This is a genomic window from Zestomonas insulae (genome assembly GCF_016901015.1).
GTDB classification, from domain to species: domain Bacteria; phylum Pseudomonadota; class Gammaproteobacteria; order Pseudomonadales; family Pseudomonadaceae; genus Aquipseudomonas; species Aquipseudomonas insulae.
This window is the reverse complement of sequence record NZ_JAFEUP010000007.1, coordinates 193473-213610: the sequence shown is the minus strand read 5'-3', so window position 1 is coordinate 213610 and position 20138 is coordinate 193473. Positions and strand designations below refer to the sequence as shown.

Below are 20138 nucleotides of genomic sequence, written 5' to 3'. Positions count from 1 at the left end.
ATGCTTGCGCGATTGCCGTAGGAGTGGTCGATGAGCAAAGTGTCAGTGCTGGTAGTGGACGATGCCCCTTTCATCCGGGATTTGATGAAAAAGGGCCTGCGCGGGCATTTCCCCGGTATCCAGATCGAAGAGGCGGTGAACGGCCGCAAGGCCCAGCAGATTCTCAGCCGCCAGGCTTATGATCTGATCCTCTGCGACTGGGAAATGCCGGAAATGAGCGGCCTCGAGCTGCTCGCCTGGTGCCGCGAACAGCCGCCGCTGCAGGCGGTGCCGTTCATCATGGTGACCAGCCGAGGTGACAAGGAAAACGTCGTTCAGGCCATCCAGGCCGGCGTCTCCGACTACATCGGCAAGCCCTTCTCCAACGACCAGCTGATCACCAAGGTGAAGAAGGCGCTGCACCGCGCCGGCAAGCTCGAGCAGCTGATGGCGCAGGCGCCGAAGGCGGCGAGCAGCGCCTTCGCCAACGACTCGCTGGCCAAGCTGACCGGCGGCAAGGCCGAAGTCATCCAGCCCACCGCCAGCGCCGAACGGCCACGCGCCGCCGCCGCGCCGACACCGAGCAAACCCGCCAGCGCTCCGAGCGGCAACCGTGGCCAGGGCCAGTTGCGCCTGCCGGGCGGCACCCTGGCCTGCGTGATCAAGGCGCTCAGCCTCAAGGAAGCCCTGCTGCTGGTGAAGCGCGGCGAACCGCTGCCGCAGGTGCTGGAAAGCGCGGTGCTCGACCTCGCGCAGGGCGAGGGCGGCGAGGAGGTGGCGCGGCTCAACGGCTACCTGCACGCGGTCGCCGCCTTCGAACCGAAGCCGGACAGCGAGTGGCTGCAGTTGACCCTGCGCTTCGTCGACCAAGACCCGCAGAAGCTCGACTACCTGTCACGGCTGATCGCCCGCGGCACCGCGCAGCGCCATTTCGTCCCCGGCGCCTAATCGCGCCGCTGCCGTGCGCGGCGCTGTGAACTGCGTCGCGCACCGCGCCGCCCCGGCCGACGACCGGCGACTCCCCGGCGCTCTCCGGCGCTGCTAGTCTTGCTCGCAGATCAGCCAAATAAAGACGCCGCCGGGCCGTGAGCAACGCCAGGCCGGGACGGTCGTCGCCGACATAACAACAACAGCGGGAGCGGGGGAATCATGCTGGGGCGCATATTCCTGGTGCTGGCCGGGCTCGGCATGGCCGCGCCGGCGCTGGCACTGACCATCTACAAGTACACCGACGCCAATGGCGTGGTGACCTACACCGACAAGGCCGTGAAGGGCGCGCAGGAATTCGTGTTCCGCGAGCGCATGGTCGAGCGCCTGGACAGCGCGGTGAAGCTGGAAACCAAGAAACACGCCGCCGGCGAGACTCTGCTGGTGCGCAACGACCTGTACGCGCCGGTCGAGGTGCAGCTGAGCCTGAGCAAGCTGGACAACGTCAGCGGCGCGCCGGAGCAGCCGATCCGCTGGGTCCTGCCGCCGCGCACCAGCATGCGCCTGGCCACCCTGGCCCCGCGCGACGCCAGCAAGCCGCTGCGCTACACGCCCAAGCTGCGCTTCGCCCTCGGCGATCCGCGCCTGCTGCCGCAGGACTACGCCTACCCACTGCCGTGGCGCGGCGGGCCGTTCCGCCTGACCCAGGGCGCCAACGGCAAGTACAGCCACTTCACCCCCAAGGGCCGCTACGCGATGGACATCGCCATGCCCGAGGGCACGCCGATCGTCGCCGCGCGCGGCGGGGTGGTGGTGAAGACCGAGAACGGCCAATACGGGCGCGGCACCAACCCGTCCGGCAACTACGTGCGGGTGCTCCACGACGACGGCACCATGGGCGTCTACCTGCACCTGAAGCGCGGTTCGGTGCTGGTCGAGGAAGGCCAGCGCATCAGCGTCGGCATGCCCCTGGCGCGCTCCGGCAACACCGGCAATAGCAGCGGCCCGCACCTGCACTTCGTGGTTCAGCGCAACGTCGGCCTGGCGCTGGAATCCATCCCGTTCGACTTCAATCAGCCGGTCGACAGCCTGCCGAACTTCGCCGTCGGCGGCGACTGAACGGCGGCAACCCTTCGTCGGTTGCCGCGTCGGCGCACGGGCAACTGCACTAAGGTGGGCAAAGCAGCGGAAGCACCACGCACCCCGTGCGGATCTTCAGGTGGAAAACAGCCAAGCCGAACCCTCGGGCCGCGTGTCCGCCGGCCGGTGGGGATTTCAACCGCGAGGTTCAGCCCATGAACATGCACTGCGTCCACCGCAACTACACCATCAGCGCCGACGTCGTCGAACACCCGGGAATTCCCACGCCCTGGGCCGGCGGCTGTCACATCACCACGCCGGACGGCAAGACCAGCAAGCGCATCGCCCTACCGATGCAGTACGCCTTCCTCGCCGACCTGGACAACGCCCAGCGCGCGTCCGTGGCACACGGCAAATGGCTGGTCGATCAAATGCTGGATAAGGGCCGCGAGCTGCATTAGCGCGGCCAGCCGGCTCTCCAGGTCGGCCGGACGGCGGCCTGGAGAGCGGCGAGGCGGGCTCAGTCGAGCTTGAGCACCTTGGCGAGGACGATCTTCGGCCCCTTCATCTTCTTGACGATGATGCGCAGCCCGGAGACCTCGATCAGCTCTTCCTCTTCCGGGACGCGCTTGAGCGTCTCGTAGACCAGCCCGGCGAGGGTTTCCGCCTCAATGTGGTCGAGGTCGACGCCGAGCAGGCGCTCGAGCTTGAACAGCGGGGTGTCGCCGCGCACCAGCAGCTTGCCCGGCTGGTAGGCGAGCACACCGCGCTCGGCCTTGCGGTGCTCGTCCTGAATGTCGCCGACCAGCACTTCCAGCACGTCTTCCATGGTCAGATAGCCGATCACCTTGCCGTCGGCCTCCTCGACCAGGGCGAAGTGCGAGCCGCCCTGGCGGAACTGCTCGAGCAGGCTGGACAGTGGCATGTGCCGCGACACGCTTTCCAGCGGATGGATCAGCTCGTCGAGCTTGACCGCGGTCGGCAGCATTTCCAGCAGCGACAGCTGCAGCAGCAGGTCCTTGATGTGCAGCAGGCCGATGAACTCGCCGGCGGCCTCGTCGTACACCGGGTAACGGCTGTACTTGTGGCGGCGGAAGATGCTGAACACCTCGTCGAGCGGCATGTTTCGCTCGATGTACACCAGGTCCTCGCGCGAGTTGGCCCAGTCCACCACCTCCAGTTCACCGAGCTCGACCGCCGAGGCCAGCACGCGCATGTCCTGGTCGCTGGGGTCGCGGGCGCGGCTGGAGTGGAGGATCAGCTTGAGTTCGTCGCGGCTGTAATGGTGCTCATGGTGCGGCCCCGGCTCGCCCTGGCCGGCGATGCGCAGGATGCCGTTGGCACTGGCGTTGAGCAGGTAGATCGCCGGGTACATCAGCCAGTAGAACAGGTACAGCGGCGCGGCGGTCCACAGCGAGAGGCGTTCCGGCTGGCGAATCGCCCAGGACTTCGGCGCCAGCTCGCCGACCACGATGTGCAGGTAGGAAATGATGAAGAACGCGGTGAAGAAGGCGATGCCGCGGATGACTTCCGGCGAGTCGACGCCGATGGCGGCGAGCAGCGGTTCGAGAATTTCGGCGAAGGCCGGTTCGCCGACCCAGCCGAGGCCCAGCGAGGCCAGGGTAATGCCCAGCTGGCAGGCCGACAGGTAGGCGTCGAGCTGATTGTGCACGGTGCGCAGGATATGCCCGCGCCAGCCGTGCCGCTCGGCGATGGCGTCGACCTTGGTGGCGCGCAGCTTGACCATGGCGAACTCGGCGGCGACGAAGAAGCCGTTGAGCAGCACCAGAAACAGGGCAAAGAGAATGAGGCCGAAGTCGGCGAAATAGACGAGAAGGGAGTGACTACTAGAGGAAGGGTCCATTGGTGGGGGCGTTGGCTGATGACCGGCTAAGGGTGAAGGTTGAGTCGCCAGTTTGCAAGCCGCGGGCCGCGGCGGGGCGACCGGTCAGCTCGGCTGCAGGTCCTCGCGCACCACCTGGCTGAGCGGGAAGTGGCAGGTGAAGGTGCTGCCCTGGCCGAGCACGCTGCTGATGTCGAGGCGGCCACGGTGGCGCAGCAGCACATGCTTGACGATCGCCAGGCCGAGGCCGGTGCCGCCGGTGTGGCTGGCGCGGCTGGAGTCGACCCGGTAGAAGCGTTCGGTGACGCGCGGCAGGTGATGCGCCTCGATGCCGATGCCGCTGTCCTGCACGGTGAGGTGCGCGCCTTGCGCATCGGCCCACCAGCGGATGCGTACGTCGCCGCCGTCCGGGGTGTACTTCACCGCGTTGAAGATCAGGTTGGAGAAGGCGCTGCGCAGCTCCGCCTCGCTGCCCTTGAGCTGCACGTCGGCAGCGGCGTCGAGGCTGATGCGGTGCTGGCGCGCGGCGGACAGCGCCTGGGCGTCGGCCTTGATGGTCTGCAGCAGCTCGTCGACGGCCACCGGCTGGTTGTCCGAGGGGTAGTCGGTGGCTTCCAGCTTGGCTAACAAAAGCAGGTCGTTGAGCAGCGTCTGCATGCGCGCTCCCTGCTGCTGCATCTGCTGCAGCGGGCGCAGCCAGCGCGGATTCACGTCCTCGACGTTGTCGAGCAGGGTCTCCAGGTAGCCGGCGATCACCGTCAGCGGCGTGCGCAGCTCATGGGAGACGTTGGCGACGAAGTCCTTGCGCATCTGCTCGAGCTGATGGACGCGGGTGATGTCGCGCACCAGCATCAGGTGTTCGCCGTTGCCGTAGTGGGTGAGCTGGAACTGCAGGCGCAGGCGGTCGTTGATCGGCGACGGCAGCTCCAGCGGGTCGACGTGCTGGGTCTGCTCCAGGTACTCCTTGAAGCGCGGGTGGCGGACCAGGTTGATCACCGGCTGGCCGCTGTCCTGCGGGGTCTTCAGGCCGAGCATGGTTTCCGCGGCGCGGTTCCACCATTCCAGGTTGCCGTCGGCATCCAGCATCACCACCGCATCGCGCAGCGCCGCGGTGGATTCCTGGGCGCGGTCGATGACCGCCTGCAGGCGCCCGCGGGCGCGCTGATCGCGACGTTGCAGGTGGTAGATGGCATCGAACACCTCGCCCCACAGGCCGTGGGCGAAGGGTGGCGGTTCGTCGGGTTGGTGGTGCTTGAGCCAGCGCTGCAGGCGCAGCAGTTGCCAGAGTGTCCAGCCGAGGTAGCCGGCGAGGCCGGCGACCAGCGCCCAGGCGTACTCGCCGCTGATCAGACCGACCAGCAGGCAGGCCGCCACCAGCAGGAGCAGGCGGCGAATCACCACGCCGCGCCAGTCATGGTTCACTTGGAAAGGGTTTCCTTGTCGAGCGGCCAGGGGCCGGCTCAGCTTTTGGTGGAGAAACGATAACCGGTGCCGCGCACCGTCTGCACCAAATTCTCGTAGACCTCGCCGAGCGCCTTGCGCAGGCGGCGGATGTGCACGTCGACCGTGCGCTCCTCGACATACACGTTGCCGCCCCAGACCTGATCGAGCAGCTGGCCACGGGTGTAGGCGCGCTCCTGGTGGGTCATGAAGAACTGCAGCAGGCGGTACTCGGTGGGACCCATCTCGGCCGGTTTGCCGTCGATGGTCACGCGGTGGCTGATCGGATCGAGCAGCAGGCCGCCGACTTCGATCGGCGTCTCGCCGTCGCTGGGGCCGGCGCGGCGCAGCACGGCCTTGAGGCGGGCGACCAGTTCGCGCGGCGAGAACGGCTTGGTGATGTAGTCGTCGGCGCCGACTTCCAGGCCCTGGATCTTGTTGTCCTCTTCGCCCTTGGCGGTGAGCATGATGATCGGCACGTCCTGGGTCAGCTCGTCGCGCTTCAGGCGCCGCGCCAGCTCGATGCCGCTGGTGCCGGGCAGCATCCAGTCGAGGAGGATCAGGTCCGGCTTGCGGTCGACGATCAGGGCGTGTGCCTGCTGGCTGTTTTCCGCTTCCAGGCAGTCGTAGCCGGCCATTTCCAGGGCCACGGCGATCATTTCGCGGATCGGTGCTTCGTCGTCGACGATGAGGATGTTCTTGCCAACCATGGAGAACCTCGAAACTTCTAAGTGCTGCGCATTAGATAACGGAATTATTGCAGTCATGTGACATGGCGGCGATGCGGCCAGCGCCGGCGGCTGGACTATGCTCTCTGCGGGGCCCGTCACCATCCGCCGTCGCTGGCGCGGCGCGCCCCACGCAACCCATCCCGCGAGGCTGTCCGAAACCCTCGGGTTTGCCGTCAGATCGCCTCTGTCTCACCAGAGGAGTCGTGCGATGAGTAGAACCTTCCTGTTGGCCGCCACCTGTGCCGGTCTGTTGTGGACCCTGCCAGGCCTGGCCGTGGCCGATCACCCGGCGATGGAGTCCGGCGGCATTCTCACCGACCACAACGGCATGACGCTGTACACCTTCGACAAGGACAGCGCCGGCAAGTCCGCCTGCAACGGCCAGTGCGCCGCCAACTGGCCGCCGCTGGCCGCGGCCGCCGGGGCCAAGACCGACGGCGAGTGGACCGTGGTCACCCGCGACGATGGCGGCCAGCAGTGGGCCTACAAGGGCAAGCCGGTGTACACCTTCGTGCAGGACAAGAAGGCCGGCGACCAGACCGGCGAAGGCAAGATGGGCGTCTGGCACGTCGCCAAGCCCTAGCCACCCTGCGGCCGGCGCGGGAGCGCCGGCCCGACTCAGCGCAGCGCGTAGTCGAGCACCAGGCCGAGGAAGATCGCCAGGCCGGCCCAGTGGTTGTGCAGGAAGGCCTGGAAGCACACCAGCGGCTCGCGCGCGCGGGTCAACCAGAACTCCCAGGCGAAGCACAGCGCGGCGGCGAGCAGGCCGAGGTGGAAGCACAGGCCCAACTCGAAGCGCGAGCCGGCCAGCAGCAGGCACAGCAGAGCCAGGCCCTGCAGGCTGAGAATGATCAGCCGGTCGGCGTCGCCGAACAGGATGGCGGTGGATTTCACCCCGATCTTCAGGTCGTCCTCGCGGTCGGCCATCGCATAGTAGGTGTCGTAGCCGACGGTCCACAGCAGGTTGGCGATGTACAGCAACCAGGCGGCCATCGGCAGTTCGCCGGTCTCGGCGGTGAACGCCATCGGGATACCCCAGGAGAAGGCCATGCCCAGCACCACCTGCGGGTAGAAGGTGTAGCGCTTCATGAACGGGTAGCAAGCGGCGAGGGCGACGCCGCCGAACGACAGCCAGATGGTCGTCGCGTTGGTCAGCAGGACCAGGCCGAAGCTGACCAGCAGCAGCACGGCGAACAGCACCAGCGCCTCCTTGGCACTGACCCGGCCGCTGGCCAGCGGACGTTCGCGGGTGCGCGCCACATGGCCGTCGAAGTTGCGGTCGGCGTAGTCGTTGATCACGCAGCCGGCCGCGCGCATCAGCACGGTGCCGAGCAGGAAGATCACCAGGTTCTTCACGCTCGGGCGGCCCTCGCCGGCGATCCACAGCGCCCACAAGGTCGGCCACAGCAGCAGGTAGATACCGATCGGCTTGTCCATGCGCATCAGCTGGATGAAGTCCCAGCTGCGCGGGTGCAGGCGGTTGAGCGATTTCAGCAGGTGTTGGTACATCGGACGCGTCTCTGCGGGCGGGATGCGCCGATTATAGGGCGATGGACGGTCGCGGGAGACGTAAAGCTGTATTGCGCCGGGCGTCGGCAATCAGTCCTGGGCGTCGACCCGTTGCCACAGCGCTGGCAGGAACACTTCGGCGACCAGCACGCCGAGGCCGCCGCGGGCGAAGCAGGAACGGCGTCCCCACAGGCGTTCGTCGCGCACTTCGGCGGGCAGCCAGGGCGCCGGGTAGCGGGTCACTTCGATCGGACCGCGGCTGAACGCGCGGTCGCTGAACAGCAGTTCGCCGAGCGAGCGGCTGCCGAGCAGGCTGAGGTCGAAACCCGAGCCTTCCAGCGCGCTGCGCGCCGCCACGCTGCGGGCGAACACCCAGGCCTCGCCATGCCCGCGCAGGTACACCTCGCGCACCCAGCCCTGGCTGCCCTCGGCCACACCGAGCGCCTGGCACTCATCGTGGCGCAGGCTGTGCCAGCCCTCGAGCAGCGGGGTGACGCTGAACGCGCCGTCGGCCAGCGCGGTCAGGCGGCGTGTCAGCGAGCCTTGGTCGAACAGCCAGTCGACACAGGTGGCAGTGGGGTGCGGGTGCAGTTGGGCGGCGTTGAGCCAGCGCGGCGGATGGGGCAGGGGCACGGTCGCGACTATCTACGGCGGTCGGGGTGGCGAGCTTAGCATGATCGCCGCTGGCCTTCCGGCCACCAGCCAAAGGTTGGGCCGGCCGGACGGCACTTGCGTCGCAGCGCGCGGGCCAGTACAAAGCCGGCAGAGTCGGGTGGCACCTTAACTGCATTGATCGCCCGGACGTGAGAAAGCCTGAGCAACCGAGGTAGTTGGCGATGAAGAAGTGGCAATGTGTGGTCTGTGGCCTGATCTATGACGAGCGCCTGGGCTGGCCGGACGAAGGTATCGCCGCCGGTACCGCCTGGCAGGATGTGCCGGAAGAGTGGGTGTGCCCGGATTGCGGCGTGGGCAAGACCGATTTCGAGATGATCGAGATCGCCTGAGCCCAGGATGATTTGCAGACAGCGGCGGCCTCAGGGTCGCCGTTGTCGTTTCTGCCGACCGCTCAGGCCTTGCCCAGGCGGCTGTAGTTCTCGAACGACTGGTCGAAGAAGCGTTCCAGGCGCGTGCTGACCGCCTCGCTGAGGGTCACCCAGCGCACCCGCTTGTCGTGCTCGGCGCCGCTTTCGCCGAGCAGGCCGGCGTCGATCAGCTGCTGCACGTACTTCACCGCGGTGCGTCGGCTGATGCTCGGCATGAAGGCGTACAGGTCGGTCTTGCGCAGCGCCTGCTCGGCGCGCAGCCACATGTGGGTGAACAGGTCGCAGTAGCACAGGTCGCTGAGGCCGAGGTCGCTGAACAGGGCGATCCAGCTTTCGTCCATCTGGATGATGGCGGCGGCGACGGCGCGGCGATTGATCTGGCTGTAGCGGCGGGTCATGGCGTCCTGCTCGGTGGCTGTTGCTGAGTTCAGTTTGGTGCAAAGTTGCACGCAGTGCACTTTTGCGAAGCACTTTGCGGTGCTCGCGACGACTCGGTAAATGCGCTTAAACATGCAAAACTGCATGAAATAAAGCATTTTGTTGCGCCTGCGGCGCAGCTGGCACGGCGGTTGCTCCAGGCACTCCCAGCGCTCATGTCGAGCGGGGAGAATGCCATGCAGCTGCAAATATTCAAAACCTTCTGGGGCCACCACGGCAGCGCGCAAGCCGCCGCCGAACAGGCCCTGGCCGCCGGCTTCGACGGCCTCGAGGCGCCGGCGCCGGAACAGCCGAGCGAGCGCGCCGCGTTCGCCGAGGTGCTGGCCGCCCACGACCTGGCCTACATCGCCGAGATCTGCACCGCCGGCAGCTACGTGCCGGAGCGCCACGCCACGCCGGCCGAACACCTCGCCGATCTGGAGCGCAAGCTGCTCAACGGCCTGCCGCTGCAGCCGCGCTTCTTCAACGTGATGGCCGGCTGCGACGCCTGGCCGCTCGGCGTGCAGCTGGAGTTCTTCGCCGCGGCGCTGGAGGTCGGCCGCAAGCACGGCGTGCAGCTGAGCTTCGAGACCCACCGTGGCCGCTCGCTGTTCAACCCCTGGGTCACCGGCGAACTGGTGCGCCAGCTGCCGGCGTTGCGCCTGACCGCCGACATCAGCCACTGGGTGGTAGTCAGCGAGCGCCTGCTGGATGACGACTGGGAGCTGCTGCTGGGCATCGCCGAACAGGTCCACCACGTGCATGGCCGCGTCGGTTATCCGCAGGGCCCGCAGGTGCCGCACCCGGCGGCGCCGGAGTACGCCGACTGCCTGGCCTTCCACCAGCGCTTCTGGGAAGCGGTGTGGGCGGCGCAGCGCCGGCGCGGCTACGCGCTGAGCAGCATGACCCCGGAATTCGGCCCGGACGGCTACCTGCACACCCTGCCGTTCACCGACCAGCCGGTCGCCGACCTCTGGCAGATCAACTGCTGGATCGCCACCACCGAGCGCGCGCACTTCCAGCGCTGCGCCGCCACTGCCTTGACCGCCTAGGAGATCGCCATGTCCGCATTGTCCCGTTTCACCCGTCGAGGCCTGGCCGTGCTCGGCCTCGGTGCGTGCCTGCTGGCCCAGCCGGTGCTGGCCAAGGAGCAGTTCCGCATCGCCTGGTCGCTGTACCCCGGCTTCATGCCCATGGAATACGCCCGCACCAGCGGGATCATGGACAAGTGGGCGAAGAAGTACGGCATCGAGGTGGAGATCGTTCAGGTCAACGACTACATCGAAGGCATCAACCAGTACAGCGCCGGCGCCTTCGACGCCTGCCTGATGGCGACCATGGACGCGCTGACCATTCCCGCCGCGGGCGGGGTCGACTCGACGCTGCTGACCATCGGCGACTACTCCAACGGCAACGACGCGATCATTCTCAAGCACGGTTCGAGCCTCGCCGACATCAAGGGCCAGCCGGTCAACCTGATCCAGTTCTCGGTGTCCCACTACTTCCTCGCCCGTGCCCTGGAAAGCGTCGGTCTCAGCGAGCGCGACCTGACCCTGGTGAACACCTCGGACGCCGACATGGTGCCGCTGTTCGGCCAGCCGGCGGTGACCGCGATGGTGACCTGGAACCCGATGGTCAGCGACATCCTCAAGCGCGACGACGCGCACCTGGTGTTCGACTCGCGGCAGATGCCCGGCGAGCTGACCGACGGCATCGTGGTCAACAGCGCCACCGTGGCCAAGCACCCGGAACTGGCCAAGGCGCTGATCGGCGCCTGGTTCGAAACCCTCGCGGTGATGGGCGAGGACAGCGATGCCGGGCGCGAGGCGCGCAGCGTCATGGGTCAGGCCGCCGGCACCGACCGCGCCGGCTTCGAGCGCCAACTGGACGCCACCTACCTGTTCGCCACCCCGGCCGAAGCCGGTGCGTTCATGCGTGACCCGGCGATGGCCCAGACCATGGCGCGCATCGCCGAGTTCTCCTACGCCAAGGGCCTGCTCGGCAACGGCGCGACCTCCGCCGGCGCGGTCGGCATGGCCTTCGCCGACGGCAGCCGCTACGGCGACGCGAACAACGTGAAGCTGCGCTTCGACGACCAGTACCTGCGCCTGGCGGCCGCCGGCCAGCTGTGAGGATTTTGTGATGAAACTGCCCGCTCTGCCCAAACTCCGTCACCCCGACGGCCTGCTGCCCACCGCGCTGGCCCTGGCCTACATCCTCGGCGCCTACGCCGGCGGCTTCGCCCTGCTGGTCCACGCCAGCTGGTGGAGCTGGCCGCTCGGCGTGCTGCTGCTCGGCCACGGCCTGGTGATCGCCGCCTACCTGATCCACGACTGCACGCACCAGGCGGTGTTCTTCGAGCGCGAGTGGAACGCGCGCCTCGGCAACCTGCTCAGCGTGCTGGTCGGCGGCTGCTACGGCGCCTACGACGGTCTGCGCCTCAAGCACATGCGTCACCACGTCGACCGTGCCGACGTGGTGGCCTTCGACTACCGCGCCATGCTCCTCGCCCGGCCCTGGCTGCTGCGCCTGGTGCAGGCGCTGGAGTGGGCTTATGTGCCGGCGGTGGAGATGTTCATGCACGGCCTGGTGATCTTCAGTCCGTTCTTCGTCGAGGCCTACCGGGCGCGCCGCCGCCGCGTGCTGACCTGGCTGGTGCTGCGCGGCAGCGCGCTGCTGCTGCTCGCCTGCTTCGCCTGGCCGGCGCTGCTCGGCTACATCGTCGCCTACATGCTGTTCCTCAACGTGCTGCGCACCCTCGACATGCACCAGCACACCTACGAGGTGGTAGTCGGCCTGGACGCCGAGCCGGGCGAGCGGCCGAGCTACGCCTACGAGCAGCGCAACACCTTCTCCAACCCGTTCGGCCATTCGCCGCTGCTCAACCTGCTGGTGCTCAACTTCGGCTACCACAATGCCCACCACGAGAAGCCGGTGACGCCCTGGTACCGCCTGCCACAGCTGCACCGTGAGCTGTATGGCGCCGACCCGGCCGAGGAGCCGGTGCTGCCGGCCCGCCAGTTCCTCGCCAACATGCACCGCAACCGCGTGACTCGCGTGCTCAACGCCGACCATGGCGACGCCACGGTCGGCCAGCCGGTGGCCGCCGGGCCGGGCTTCGTCGGCGTCTACGGGGTGTCGTTCCTCACCGCGCTGTAAACTGCCTGGTAGCGCCCCCAACCTCCGTCGGGACGCCCGTGGCGGAGGTTGGCGGGGCCGGGCGAATCCGTTAGGGTCCCCTCAGCATCCGCATGGCGGAGGTCGGTATGCGCAAGTGGCAATGCATCGTCTGCGGCTTCATCTACGACGAGGCCGAAGGTTTGCCGGAGGAGGGCATCGCCCCCGGAACTGCCTGGGAAGACATCCCGGCCGACTGGGTGTGCCCGGATTGTGGTGTCGGCAAGATCGATTTCGAAATGATCGCCATCGACTGATCGCGCGATCGTCTTTATTCGCGGCGCCTGGCGCGTCGCCCGTTAGGAGTGAGCAATGTCTGCACCCGTGGCAGCCCCGGTGGTGATCGTCGGTACCGGCCTGGCCGGCTATAACCTGGCCAAGGAATTTCGCAAGCTGGACGGCGACACGCCGCTGCTGCTGATCAGCGCCGACGACGGGCGTTCCTATTCCAAGCCGATGCTGTCCACCGGCTTCGGCAAGAACAAGGACGCCGACGGCCTGGCCATGGCCGAACCGGGGGCAATGGCCGAACAGCTCAAGGCCGGGGTGCGCACCCACACGCGCATCACCGGTATCGACCCGGGCCACAAGCGCCTGTGGATCGGCGAGGAAGCCGTGCCCTACCGCGACCTGGTGCTGGCCTGGGGCGCGGAGACCATCCGCGTGCCGGTCGAGGGCGATGCCCAGGACGCGATCTTCCCGATCAACGACCTCGAGGACTACGCACGCTTCCGCGCCGCCGCGGCCGGCAAGCAGCGCGTGCTGATCCTCGGCGCCGGGCTGATCGGCTGCGAGTTCGCCAACGACCTCAGCGCCGGCGGCTACCAGGTCGAACTGGTGGCGCCGTGCGAACAGGTAATGCCCGGGTTGCTGCATCCGGCAGCGGCCACTGCGGTGCAACGCGGTCTGGAAAGCCTCGGCGTGCAGTTCCACCTCGGCCCGGTGCTGGCCAGCCTCAACCGCCAGGACGAGGCGCTCGAGGCGCACCTGTCGGACGGCAGCCGCATCGCCTGCGACCTGGTGGTGTCGGCGGTCGGCCTGCGTCCGCGCATCGACCTGGCCGCCGCCGCAGGCCTCGCGGTGAACCGCGGGGTGGCGGTCGACCGCCAGCTGCAGACCTCGCACGCCAACATCTACGCGCTCGGCGACTGCGCCGAGGTCGACGGCCTCAACCTGCTCTACGTGATGCCGCTGATGAGCTGCACGCGCGCCCTGGCGCAGACCCTCGCCGGCACGCCGACGGCGGTCAGCTACGGGCCGATGCCGGTGTTGGTCAAGACCCCGGTGTGTCCGCTGGTGGTCTCGCCGCCGCCACGCGGTCTGAGCGGCGAATGGACGGTGGAAGGCAGTGGCGCCGATATCAAGGCGCTGTGCCGCGACAACGCCGGGCAGCTGCTCGGTTACGCACTAACCGGTACGGCCGTTCAGGAAAAATTGGCGCTGAACAAAGAGCTGCCCGCGCTGTTGGCATAAACACCGCAGGTTCTGTCCGATAAGCCATAAATTTCTCCCGACAAAACGCCTGGGCGAGACTGGCGCGGGGCCTTGCGGCGTGCCATTCTCCCCGGGGTCTGCCGCAGTGCAGAGCTGCTGCGGCGCCGTAGGGCGCCGTTCGGGAAGAGCGGCCAAGACACACAACAACAACAAAACGTCAAAGAGGTTTCTATGCGCAAACCGGAACTCGCCGCCGCGATCGCGGACAAGGCACAACTTACCAAAGACCAAGCCAATCGCGTCCTCAACGCCGTCCTGGAAGAAATCACCAACGCGCTGAACCGTAAGGACAGTGTGACCCTGGTTGGGTTCGGTACCTTCGTCCAGCGCCATCGCGGTGCCCGCACCGGTAAAAACCCGCAGACCGGCGCCCCGGTGAAGATCAAGGCCAGCAACACCGTCGCTTTCAAGCCCGGCAAGTCGCTGAAAGACGCCGTCAACTGAGCGCAGTTCCCGCCCGGAGCCGCTGTGCTCCGGGCTTTTGGCCCAACCGAAGTTCGGCTGTAGTTCCCCCCGCAACTCGCTACAATGCGCCGCCGCTTATTTTCCCGCCGAGGCCGTGCGCATGAAATTCCGCTTTCTCCTCTGGATGCTGGGCCGCTTGATGGCCAAGGCCAGTCGTGACAATCCCGCCTTCCAGCAGCAGCTGGCCGGCAAGGACCTGACCTTCCAACTGCACACCCTCGACGGCAAGCTGGCGCGCCATTTCGTGGTCAAGGATCAGCGCGTCACCAGCAAGCGCGGTGCAGCGGTGGCCGCCGACTTCGCCATCGGCTTCAAGGACGCCGGCTACGGCTTCGCCACCATGAACGCCAAGAACAAGCAGCTGGCCTTCATGCAGGGCATTCAGAACAAGGACATCCAGATCCAGGGCAACCCGGCGCTGGTGATCTGGTTCCAGGGCCTGACCAAGTTCCTCGTGCCGAAAAAGAAGAAGAGCGTCGAGAAAAAGGCGGCCTGATACGCAATCCCTCCGGGCGCCGCTAGCCGGCGTCTGGGCCTTTGGTTAGGCTGACGGCAGTCTTCTGCTGGATGCTCCGTCATGCGTGTGTTGCCGCTGTTCGCCGTGCTCCTCACCCCGCTGATTGCTGTTGCCGAACCGGCCCGTCCGGCGGCGCTCGGCCAGGCCTTCGACCTGGCCGGCATCCGCCTGCTCTGCGAGCAGAGTGCGCCACTGATTCAGCGCGGTCTGCCGCCGGCCCAGCAGGCGGCGGTGGCCGAAGCCTTCGCCGCCGATACCCTGTGTGACGAACTGGCCGCGCAGGTCGCGCCCAAGCTCGACGCCAGCGAAGTGCCGCAGATCGAAGCGCTGCTCTCCAGCCCGCTGGCGCAGCGCTTCACCGCCGCCGAGCGCAGCGTCGGCGAGACCGCTGGCGCCGAGGGTCTGGCCGCCTACCGTGAGCAGCTGAAGAGCAAGCCGCCGCGCGCCGAGCGGCTGGCCCTGGTGCAGCGCCTCGACCAGGCCGCGCACACCTCCGAGCTGGCCACCCTGTTGCGTTACGAGACCGGCAAGACCCAGGCGCTGCTGGTCCTGCGTGGCCGCGGCGGACAGCTGAGCGAGGAGCAGCTGGGCGAGCAGACCGCCAAGCAGCGCGACGGGTTGCGCAGCTCCAGCGCCCAGGCGGTGGAATCCTTCATGTTCTATGCCTACCGGCAGATGCCCAGCAGCGATCTGCAGGACTACACCACGCTGTACGAACAGAAGCCGGTGCACACCCTGCTGGAAGCCTGCGTCGAGGCGCTGCCGCGAGTCTTCGCCGCGCGCCGCGCCGCCCTCAAGTAACTGCAGCCGGGACAGAAAAAAACGCCGCGGGCCATTCGGCCGGCGGCGTTTTCGTATGCAGCGCTCAGGCGCTGCGCGCGCCCGCTCAGACGTGCTGGTACTGGGTGGCCAGTTCGCGCAGCGCGGCTTCGGCGGCCAGCACCTTGTCGACCGCTTCTTCGGCCTTCTCGCGGCTCAGGCCGAGGCCTTCGTAGAGGCTGGCCGGAATCGGGCCCTGCGGGCCGGCACCGATACCGCGGTTGCGCAGCAGGCGCACCGCCAGGCTGACCAGATTCGGGTAGGCCGCATTGGCGCCGCGGTAGTCCGGGTCGTGCTGGAAGCGCAGCGCAGTGGACAGCTCTTCCGGCATGTCCCAGTGGCGCATCAGCCAGGCGCCAATCTGCTCGCGGCTGATACCCAGCAGGTGCTGCTCGATGTAGCCGTGCGAGAGGTGCGGGTTGGCTTCCAGATGGCGGCAGATCAGCGAGAAGTGCGGCGGGAAGACGTGCGCGAGCACCAGGTAACCGAAGTTGTGCAGCAGACCGGCGAGGTAGGTCAACCCGGCTTCCGGGCGCACCGCGCGGGGCATTGCGCGGGTCAGACCCTCGATCACCGCGGCGGTGTAGATCGCCTGGTGCCAGTACGGGGTGGTCTGCTGCGGCTGGTCCTTGGGCAGGCTGAGGGTTTTGCCCAGGGCCAGGCCGAGCGCCAGGTTGATTACCAGGTCGAAGCCCAGCACGCGGACGATGGCGTCCTCCACCGAGCGGATCTTGCCCGGCGCCGCGTAGTACGGCGAGGCGGCCCAGCTGACCACCTGGGCGGCCAGCGCCGGGTCGGTCTCGACCACCCCGGTGATGTCGTCCACCGTGGCGTTCGGGTCGACGCGCAGCTTGATGATGCGCTGCGCGGTTTCCGGCAGCGGCGGGATCTCGATGGTCTCTTCCAGGCGCTGCTGGATGCGTCGCGCGGTGAATGCCTGCACGGCCTGGGTGATCTCCGCGCGGTCGTCGTCCGGGCGGTCGAGGTTGGGGCGGATGCCGGTCAGCGGTTCGCCGAAGCGCGCGGCGCTGGCCTTGCTCAGCAGGCCCTTGAACGCGTCGCTGGGAATCTCCAGCAGCACCCCGGCCTGGCCGGAATCGATCAGCAGCTGCGGCACCTGCAGCAGGCGCTCGTCGTACAGGCACGGCGCGCTGGTCAGCGCCGGCAGGGCGGGCAGCTGGTCGAGGCCGTGTTTGCCGAGCATGCGCTCCTGGCGCTCCGGCTTGATCGCGGTCAGCTGGCGGCCGGTCAGTTCGGCCAGGCGCTTGAGGTCGAGCAGCTGGTTCTGCGGGAACAGCACCAGCAGCGCGCCGATCGCGTCCTCGAGCAGCACCGCCTGCACGCGTTGCGCCGGGTCCAGGCCGGGCTGCTCGTCACGCACCTGGTAGGGAACGGCGAGCTTGTCGAGCAACTGGGTGATCACGGCGGGCGGTTGGGGCGAGGTGTCGGTGGCGCGGGCGAGTTCGGTCATGGGCGCAAGGTCCGGCTGGGCATCAATGCAGCGAGTATAACCATGGCCGCTGGTCGCTGCGGCAAGCAAACGACCGGCGTGATGAATCGACTCACACTTGGCCGTATTGCTGGCCGTGGCGCAGCCAGCGCTCGAGCAGTGGGCTGACGTGTTGCGGCCAGCGTGCCAGCAGCGCCTGGGCGGCGTCGCGTACCGCCGGCAGCAGCTCGGCGTCGCGCATCAGGTCGGCGACCTTGAACTGCAGCAGGCCGGTCTGGCGGGTGCCGAGCATCTCGCCGGGGCCGCGCAGTTCGAGGTCCTTCTCGGCGATGACGAAGCCGTCGCAGGTCTCGCGCATGATCGCCAGGCGCTCGCGGCCGAGCTGTGAGAGCGGCGCGTGGTAGAGCAGCACGCAGTGGCTGGCGGCGCTGCCGCGGCCGACCCGACCGCGCAGCTGGTGCAGCTGGGCGAGGCCGAGCCGCTCGGGGTTCTCGATGATCATCAGGCTGGCGTTGGGCACGTCGACCCCGACCTCGATCACTGTGGTGGCGACCAGCAGCTGCAGGCGGCCTTCCTTGAACTCGCTCATCACCGCGGCCTTCTCGGCCGGCTTCATGCGCCCGTGGATCAGGCCGACGCGCAGGCCGTCGAGCGCCGCTGAGAGTTCCTCGAAGGTGGTTTCCGCGGCCTGACAGGTCAGCTCCTCGGATTCCTCGATCAGTGTGCACACCCAGTAGGCCTGGCGGCCTTCACGGCAGGCCGCGCGGACCCGCTCGACCACCTCGAAGCGGCGGTTGTCGGCGATCACCAGGGTGTTGACCGGGGTCCGCCCGGGCGGCAGTTCGTCGAGGATCGAAGTGTCGAGGTCGGCGTAGGCACTCATCGCCAGGGTGCGTGGGATCGGCGTGGCAGTCATGATCAGCTGGTGCGGGCAGAGACGCCCGTCGACGCCCTTCTGGCGCAGCGCCAAGCGCTGCTGCACGCCGAAGCGGTGCTGCTCGTCGATGATCACCAGCGCCAGACGCTGGAACTGCACCTCGTCCTGGAACAGCGCGTGGGTGCCGACCACCATCGGCGCGCCGCCGGCGATCTGCGCCAGCGCCGCAGCGCGCGCCTTGCCCTTGAGCTTGCCGGCCAGCCAGGCGACCTCGATGCCGAGCGGCGCCAGCCATTTGCTGAAGGTGAGGAAGTGCTGCTCGGCGAGGATTTCGGTGGGCGCCATCAGCGCCACCTGGTAGCCGGCTTCCAGCGCCTGAAGGGCGGCCAGCGCGGCGACCACGGTCTTGCCGGCGCCGACGTCGCCCTGCACCAGGCGCAGCATCGGCTCATCCTGGGCGAGGTCGTAGGCGATCTCGGCGCCGACCCGCTGCTGGGCGCCGGTCGGGGCGAAGCTGAGGTTGGAGAGGAAGCGTTGCGGCAGCTGGCGCGCCGCCGGCAGCGGCGGCGCGGCCTGGGCGCGCAACTGCTCGCGTAGGCGCTGCAGCGACAGCTGGTGGGTCAGCAGTTCCTCGAAGGCCAGGCGATGCTGTGCCCAGTGGCGGCCTTCGGCGAGCTCCTCCAGGTCGGCGTCCGGCGGCGGCCGGTGCAGGTAGCGGATCGCCTGGTCGAGCGGGCCGAGCTGGTAGTCGCGGGCCAGTTCGGCGGGCAGCCAGTCGGGCAGGCTGTGCGGGCCGAGGCGGGTCAGCGCCTGGCTGCTGAGCTGGCGCAGGCGCTGCTGGGTGAGGCCTTCGGTGGTCGGGTAGATCGGCGTCAGCGTCTGCTCCACGGCGATCGGCTCGGCGCCGCTCTGCGCGCGGTATTCCGGGTGGTAGATCTCCAGGCCCGACGAGCCGGGGCGCACCTCGCCGTAGCAGCGCAACTGGGTGCCGCGCTTGAGGCCGTCCTTCTGCGCCTGGCTGAAGTGGTAGAAGCGCAACGACAGCGTGCCGCTGCCGTCCTGCAGGCGCACCAGCAGGCTGCGCCGACGACCCATGACCACGTCGGCGCCGGCCACCGTGCCCTCGACCACCGCGTCCTGGCCCGGACGCAGCGCGCCGATCGGGGTGATGCGGGTGCGGTCCTGGTAGCGCAGCGGCAGGTGGAACAGCACGTCCTGCAGGTTCTCCAGGCCGACCTTGGCGAGCTTTTCCGCCAGCGCGGCGCCGACGCCCTTCAGCGCGGTCACCGACACCGTGGCCAGTTCGGTCATGCTCAGGCGGCGCTGTTCTGCGCCCGCGCCACCGAGCACAGGCGGATCGAGTCGGCCAGCACGTCGATGGCCTTGGGCCGCGGGAAGCTGGCGCGCCAGGCGATTGCCACGGTGCGGAACGGCGTCGGCGGGGTCAGCGGGCGCACCTCGAAGATGCCCGGCGCGTAGTGGTGGCTGTCCACCGCGGACAGCGGCAGGATCGAGATGCCCATGCCGGAGGCGACCATGTGGCGGATGGTTTCCAACGAACTGGATTCCACCGTGGTGTACTGGCTGCCTTCGTCGCCGTGCTTGCGCAGGGTCGGGCAGGCTTCCAGCACCTGGTCGCGGAAGCAGTGGCCCTCGCCGAGCAGCAGCAGGCTCTTGTCGTTGAGCTGCGCGCTGTCGATGGTTTCCTTGTTGCCCCACGGGTGACCGGCCGGCAGCAGCACGTGGAACGGCTCGTCGTAGAGGGCCATGGTCAGCACGTCGGCTTCCTGGAACGGCAGGGCGATGATGATGGCGTCCAGCTCGCCGTTGCGCAGCTTGTCGCGCAGCACGTGGGTGAAGTTCTCTTCGATGTACAGCGGCATCTGCGGCGCGACTTTGTGCAGCTGCGGAATCAGGTGCGGGAACAGGTAGGGGCCGACGGTGTAGATCGCACCGACCTTGAGCGGCGCGGCCAGCTGGTTCTTGCCGGCCTGGGCCAGCTCACGGATGCCCTGCGCCTGTTCGAGGACCTTCTGCGCCTGGGCGATGATGCCTTCGCCGACCGGAGTCAGGCGCACCGCGCTCTTGCTGCGTTCGAAGATCAGCACGCCGAGCTCGTCCTCGAGCTTCTTCACCCCCACCGACAAGGTCGGCTGGCTGACGTGGCAGCGTTCGGCCGCGCGGCCGAAATGCTGTTCCTGAGCCAAGGTGACGATGTAGCGCAGTTCGGTGAGGGTCATAGGTAAATTCCATGAGAGTGCAACCAATAATAGCGGCAGCTCTCGATGCAGCGAAACACCCGCAGCAGCCGGCGCTGCCACGGGGTGTTGCGGGGGAGGGGTAGTGCGCTGCCGGGCGGTCGCCCGGCAC

At 68.0% G+C, this 20138-nt stretch carries 22 protein-coding genes; 13 read left to right on the top strand and 9 right to left on the bottom strand.

What is annotated here, in order from left to right:
- Window positions 1–30: 30 nt before the first annotated feature.
- The 3 genes from JQX08_RS21750 (at window position 31) to JQX08_RS21740 (ending at window position 2447) form a co-directional block, all read left to right on the top strand.
- Entirely contained in the window at window positions 31–927 is an 897-nt protein-coding gene (locus JQX08_RS21750; RefSeq protein ID WP_205350545.1) for a response regulator, read from the top strand.
- Between the two features lie 201 nt (window positions 928–1128).
- Window positions 1129–2025: a peptidoglycan DD-metalloendopeptidase family protein gene (locus JQX08_RS21745; RefSeq protein ID WP_205350544.1), complete on the top strand. Its 897-nt coding sequence runs from the start codon at window positions 1129–1131 to the stop codon at window positions 2023–2025.
- 176 nt (window positions 2026–2201) lie between these two features.
- Window positions 2202–2447 (top strand): hypothetical protein, encoded by a 246-nt coding sequence (locus JQX08_RS21740; RefSeq protein ID WP_205350543.1) that lies wholly within the window; start codon window positions 2202–2204, stop codon window positions 2445–2447.
- A gap of 59 nt (window positions 2448–2506) precedes the next feature.
- Here JQX08_RS21740 and JQX08_RS21735 read toward each other — a convergent pair whose 3' ends face one another.
- The 3 genes from JQX08_RS21735 to phoB all read right to left on the bottom strand — a co-directional run bounded on the left by JQX08_RS21735 (window position 2507) and on the right by phoB (window position 5979).
- The gene (locus tag JQX08_RS21735; RefSeq protein ID WP_205350542.1) at window positions 2507–3850 is read right to left on the bottom strand and encodes a hemolysin family protein; all 1344 of its coding nucleotides are present in this window, start codon (window positions 3848–3850) and stop codon (window positions 2507–2509) included.
- Window positions 3851–3934: 84 nt separating this feature from the next.
- Complete coding sequence (gene phoR, locus JQX08_RS21730) at window positions 3935–5251, bottom strand: phosphate regulon sensor histidine kinase PhoR (protein WP_205350541.1); 1317 nt, start codon at window positions 5249–5251, stop codon at window positions 3935–3937.
- A 38-nt stretch (window positions 5252–5289) separates the two neighbouring features.
- Window positions 5290–5979, bottom strand: coding sequence for a phosphate regulon transcriptional regulator PhoB (gene phoB / locus JQX08_RS21725; RefSeq protein ID WP_205350540.1), 690 nt, complete (start codon window positions 5977–5979; stop codon window positions 5290–5292).
- A gap of 229 nt (window positions 5980–6208) precedes the next feature.
- Here phoB and JQX08_RS21720 point away from each other — a divergent pair, with 229 nt between their 5' ends.
- Window positions 6209–6583 (top strand): COG4315 family predicted lipoprotein, encoded by a 375-nt coding sequence (locus JQX08_RS21720; protein ID WP_205350539.1) that lies wholly within the window; start codon window positions 6209–6211, stop codon window positions 6581–6583.
- 35 nt (window positions 6584–6618) lie between these two features.
- On the opposite strand, the gene ubiA is transcribed toward JQX08_RS21720, so the two are convergent.
- Complete coding sequence (gene ubiA, locus JQX08_RS21715) at window positions 6619–7509, bottom strand: 4-hydroxybenzoate octaprenyltransferase (RefSeq protein WP_205350538.1); 891 nt, start codon at window positions 7507–7509, stop codon at window positions 6619–6621.
- 90 nt (window positions 7510–7599) lie between these two features.
- The gene (locus JQX08_RS21710) at window positions 7600–8142 is read right to left on the bottom strand and encodes a chorismate lyase (RefSeq protein ID WP_205350537.1); all 543 of its coding nucleotides are present in this window, start codon (window positions 8140–8142) and stop codon (window positions 7600–7602) included.
- 203 nt (window positions 8143–8345) lie between these two features.
- Here JQX08_RS21710 and JQX08_RS21705 point away from each other — a divergent pair, with 203 nt between their 5' ends.
- On the top strand, window positions 8346–8513 hold the full coding sequence (locus JQX08_RS21705) for a rubredoxin (RefSeq protein WP_205350536.1): 168 nt from the start codon (window positions 8346–8348) through the stop codon (window positions 8511–8513).
- A 62-nt stretch (window positions 8514–8575) separates the two neighbouring features.
- On the opposite strand, the gene JQX08_RS21700 is transcribed toward JQX08_RS21705, so the two are convergent.
- On the bottom strand, window positions 8576–8950 hold the full coding sequence (locus JQX08_RS21700; RefSeq protein ID WP_205350535.1) for a hypothetical protein: 375 nt from the start codon (window positions 8948–8950) through the stop codon (window positions 8576–8578).
- A gap of 216 nt (window positions 8951–9166) precedes the next feature.
- Here JQX08_RS21700 and JQX08_RS21695 point away from each other — a divergent pair, with 216 nt between their 5' ends.
- From JQX08_RS21695 to JQX08_RS21660, 8 genes are all read left to right on the top strand, one after another.
- Window positions 9167–10021, top strand: a complete 855-nt coding sequence (locus tag JQX08_RS21695; protein ID WP_205350534.1) for a sugar phosphate isomerase/epimerase family protein — start codon at window positions 9167–9169, stop codon at window positions 10019–10021.
- An 18-nt stretch (window positions 10022–10039) separates the two neighbouring features.
- Window positions 10040–11101 carry a putative urea ABC transporter substrate-binding protein gene (locus JQX08_RS21690; protein WP_430472562.1) on the top strand — a complete coding sequence of 354 codons (1062 nt, stop codon included), beginning with the start codon at window positions 10040–10042 and terminating at the stop codon, window positions 11099–11101.
- 10 nt (window positions 11102–11111) lie between these two features.
- Entirely contained in the window at window positions 11112–12128 is a 1017-nt protein-coding gene (locus JQX08_RS21685; protein WP_205350532.1) for a fatty acid desaturase family protein, read from the top strand.
- 107 nt (window positions 12129–12235) lie between these two features.
- On the top strand, window positions 12236–12403 hold the full coding sequence (locus JQX08_RS21680) for a rubredoxin (RefSeq protein ID WP_205350531.1): 168 nt from the start codon (window positions 12236–12238) through the stop codon (window positions 12401–12403).
- Between the two features lie 67 nt (window positions 12404–12470).
- Window positions 12471–13619, top strand: a complete 1149-nt coding sequence (locus tag JQX08_RS21675) for an NAD(P)/FAD-dependent oxidoreductase (RefSeq protein ID WP_430472561.1) — start codon at window positions 12471–12473, stop codon at window positions 13617–13619.
- Between the two features lie 192 nt (window positions 13620–13811).
- Window positions 13812–14084 (top strand): HU family DNA-binding protein, encoded by a 273-nt coding sequence (locus JQX08_RS21670; protein ID WP_239482310.1) that lies wholly within the window; start codon window positions 13812–13814, stop codon window positions 14082–14084.
- A gap of 121 nt (window positions 14085–14205) precedes the next feature.
- Entirely contained in the window at window positions 14206–14601 is a 396-nt protein-coding gene (locus JQX08_RS21665; protein ID WP_205350529.1) for a helicase, read from the top strand.
- Window positions 14602–14682: 81 nt separating this feature from the next.
- Window positions 14683–15423: a hypothetical protein gene (locus JQX08_RS21660; protein ID WP_205350528.1), complete on the top strand. Its 741-nt coding sequence runs from the start codon at window positions 14683–14685 to the stop codon at window positions 15421–15423.
- An 85-nt stretch (window positions 15424–15508) separates the two neighbouring features.
- Here the strand turns inward: JQX08_RS21660 and JQX08_RS21655 are convergent, their stop codons facing one another.
- From JQX08_RS21655 to JQX08_RS21645, 3 genes are all read right to left on the bottom strand, one after another.
- Window positions 15509–16912, bottom strand: a complete 1404-nt coding sequence (locus JQX08_RS21655; RefSeq protein ID WP_205350527.1) for an aminoacyl-tRNA deacylase and HDOD domain-containing protein — start codon at window positions 16910–16912, stop codon at window positions 15509–15511.
- A gap of 91 nt (window positions 16913–17003) precedes the next feature.
- The gene (gene recG / locus JQX08_RS21650) at window positions 17004–19079 is read right to left on the bottom strand and encodes an ATP-dependent DNA helicase RecG (RefSeq protein WP_205350526.1); all 2076 of its coding nucleotides are present in this window, start codon (window positions 19077–19079) and stop codon (window positions 17004–17006) included.
- Window positions 19080–19081: 2 nt separating this feature from the next.
- Entirely contained in the window at window positions 19082–20008 is a 927-nt protein-coding gene (locus tag JQX08_RS21645; protein WP_205350525.1) for a hydrogen peroxide-inducible genes activator, read from the bottom strand.
- Window positions 20009–20138: the final 130 nt, after the last annotated feature.